General features: G+C 33.8%; 4 protein-coding genes. All 4 read left to right on the top strand.

The features are described from left to right. Nucleotides 1-366 precede the first annotated feature (366 nt). The gene (gene psbH / locus AC3DU7_RS25180) at nucleotides 367-570 is read left to right on the top strand and encodes a photosystem II reaction center phosphoprotein PsbH (RefSeq protein WP_124146298.1); all 204 of its coding nucleotides are present in this window, start codon (nucleotides 367-369) and stop codon (nucleotides 568-570) included. A gap of 107 nt (nucleotides 571-677) precedes the next feature. After that, entirely contained in the window at nucleotides 678-950 is a 273-nt protein-coding gene (locus AC3DU7_RS25175; RefSeq protein ID WP_488042028.1) for a TatA/E family twin arginine-targeting protein translocase, read from the top strand. 227 nt (nucleotides 951-1,177) lie between these two features. Then, nucleotides 1,178-1,822 carry an aminoacyl-tRNA hydrolase gene (gene pth, locus AC3DU7_RS25170; protein ID WP_488042027.1) on the top strand — a complete coding sequence of 215 codons (645 nt, stop codon included), beginning with the start codon at nucleotides 1,178-1,180 and terminating at the stop codon, nucleotides 1,820-1,822. 277 nt (nucleotides 1,823-2,099) lie between these two features. Beyond that, a complete protein-coding gene (locus tag AC3DU7_RS25165) occupies nucleotides 2,100-2,366 on the top strand; it encodes a DUF3146 family protein (RefSeq protein WP_488042026.1) in 267 nt (88 codons plus the stop codon). Nucleotides 2,367-2,406: the final 40 nt, after the last annotated feature.

Here is a 2,406-nt window from a genome sequence, read left to right as displayed (position 1 = left end):
CCTCTATCCCATGGTCAAAGACAAAAGGGAGCTGCTTTTTTTGATTTTCCTCTTTTTTGATTATCTCCCTGATTCAATTTCTGCTTGGTCATAATACAGAGGCTTGGACGTAGGTTCTTATGTGTCTAGAGGTAGCGTGTCAGTCCAGGAATTTCACCCTATTGAAATTCAGATCGTTGACTCTTGAGGCTATTTGATTGTCTATTATTGCAGACATTGTTAAATTATCTCAATAATCGCCCAAATTTCTGGAGACAAAAGAGTATATTTAACTACATAAGACTATATTTATCTACAACGTTCATTATACAATATTATTACAAAAGATTAAAAAATTCTGCTGAATTATAGATTACATAGAAACTTATGGCACAAAGAACTGGATTAGGAGACTTGCTCAAGCCTTTAAACTCTGAATATGGTAAAGTATCTCCCGGTTGGGGCACGACACTATTAATGGCCGTTTTTATTGGCTTATTCTTTGTCTTCTTGTTGATTATTCTCCAAATCTACAACTCTTCGTTGTTGTTAGAGAATGTTGATGTGGACTGGGCTAGTCTAACTAAATAAGATGAATTAATAGAGTAGGGCTAAGAAATTCAATTAATTAAAATTTCTCCAGCCCTAACTGTATCCTTAGCAGTAATCTCAGGTAAATTTTAGGAGTAAAAAACAAGATGAATATTTTCGGTATTGGTCTCCCTGAAATGATTGTAATTTTAGTCGTAGCTCTTTTGATATTCGGTCCAAAGAAACTACCAGAAATTGGTCGTAGTTTAGGGCAAGCGATAAATAGTTTTAAGGCAGGAGCTAAAGAGTTTGAAAATGAGTTTAAACGAGAGGCAAAACAGTTAGAAGAAGGGTCTCAAGTTAGTCAGTATGCACCAGAATCAGAGTCAGAACAAGTAGTAACTGTTTCTTCTCCTACAGAGAAAAGTCAGAAAAGCTAGTTGTTTATTATTGTTCATTAATAGACAATTGATAATTACCTTTATTTGAAACTGTTCTTGATTGAATATAAGGAAATATTATTTCTTTGTTCCCTACATGAAAAGAGTCAGCTTTTTATCTGAATTATTTAATTATTAATTATTAGGTAAAAGTAGAGAAAAAAATCACCTGAGCTAATTCAAAAAATTATTATATTTTTGACAATTTAATTTGAATTATTAATGTAATGAAAGAGGTGGTATCAGGGCAAAATTTAGTAATTCCTCAACTAATTGTAGGTTTAGGAAATCCGGAGCCAAAATATGAAAGGACTAGGCACAATATAGGATTTGCGGCGGTTGATACTATAGCCAATATGTGGCAGGTTTCTCTATCTGAAAACCGGAAATTTAAAGCAGAGTTTGGAGAAGGCAGAGGTATAAAATCTGATAAAATTTATTTGCTCAAGCCATTGACCTATATGAATAGGTCTGGACAAGCAGTGCGTGCGGTCTTAGATTGGTATAAATTGCCACCAAATTCAGTGCTGATTATATATGATGATATGGATTTACCGATGGGACGACTGCGACTACGGTTATCTGGGTCAGCAGGTGGCCATAATGGAATGAAGTCAGCGATCGCTCATTTAGGGACTCAAGAATTTCCTCGTTTGCGAATAGGTATAGGTAAGCCAAAGAATGCTAGTGCTGAAAGTAGAGATCCAAATACTATTGGTCATGTTTTAGGAAAGTTTAGCCCAACAGAAAGTCAATTAATGACTCAAGTACTGAAATTAGTAGTAGATGCAGTAGAGCTTTCTGTGAGACAAGGGATAGAAAAAGCTATGAGTCTCTATAACAATCGTAGTGTAAGCTTACCAGAAGATTAACTTACTATTTAATTGGAGAGTACAAAGTTCTTCCAAAAAACTATTAGCTTTGAAAACAGAAAGTATTACTGGAAAAAGCTTACATTATTGACAGCTATTAATAAAGAGTTTTTAACCTTTAGATCGTTGAAAGCCTTAACTAGCAATAGTTATTCCAAGAACTTTGCACTCTGTAGTATTTAAGAAAGTATTTAAAAGTGTCTTGGTTAGTATAAGTGAGGATATTATAGAAATTTAAAATTTTGACTTTAATCAAAAGTGTGACTTTTAACTATTAATGAGTTATAAAGGTTTACCAGAGACTACTGCTTATGTCAGAGTAACTCGCCAGTCTTGGCAAAAAGGCACTATCGAAGGAGAAGTAAGTGCTGGGTCTTTTAATTGGCATTTTAAATGGGGTTTTCGCCATGAAAAAACTCTTTCCATTCAACCTTCTCAAGGACGTGCTTTAATTCAAGAACCTTTAGGTAGGTTTCTAGAAAAATGGGATTATCAACTAGAAGCTGGTGGGGATTACTATTTTACAATTAAAGCAAAATTTTAGCAAAATTTAAGATATTTTAGATTTAAGATTTTAGCTGAAA

This window comes from Okeania sp., from assembly GCF_983059655.1.
Note: the sequence above shows the minus strand (reverse complement) of the source record. Positions and strands in the feature narration are given on the sequence as shown.

Coding starts and splice junctions, on each gene's coding strand:
- AC3DU7_RS25165 (WP_488042026.1), top strand. CDS start 2,100: ATGAGTTATAAAGGTTTACCAGAGACTACTGCTTATGTCAGAGTAACT.
- AC3DU7_RS25175 (WP_488042028.1), top strand. CDS start 678: ATGAATATTTTCGGTATTGGTCTCCCTGAAATGATTGTAATTTTAGTC.
- psbH (WP_124146298.1), top strand. CDS start 367: ATGGCACAAAGAACTGGATTAGGAGACTTGCTCAAGCCTTTAAACTCT.
- pth (WP_488042027.1), top strand. CDS start 1,178: ATGAAAGAGGTGGTATCAGGGCAAAATTTAGTAATTCCTCAACTAATT.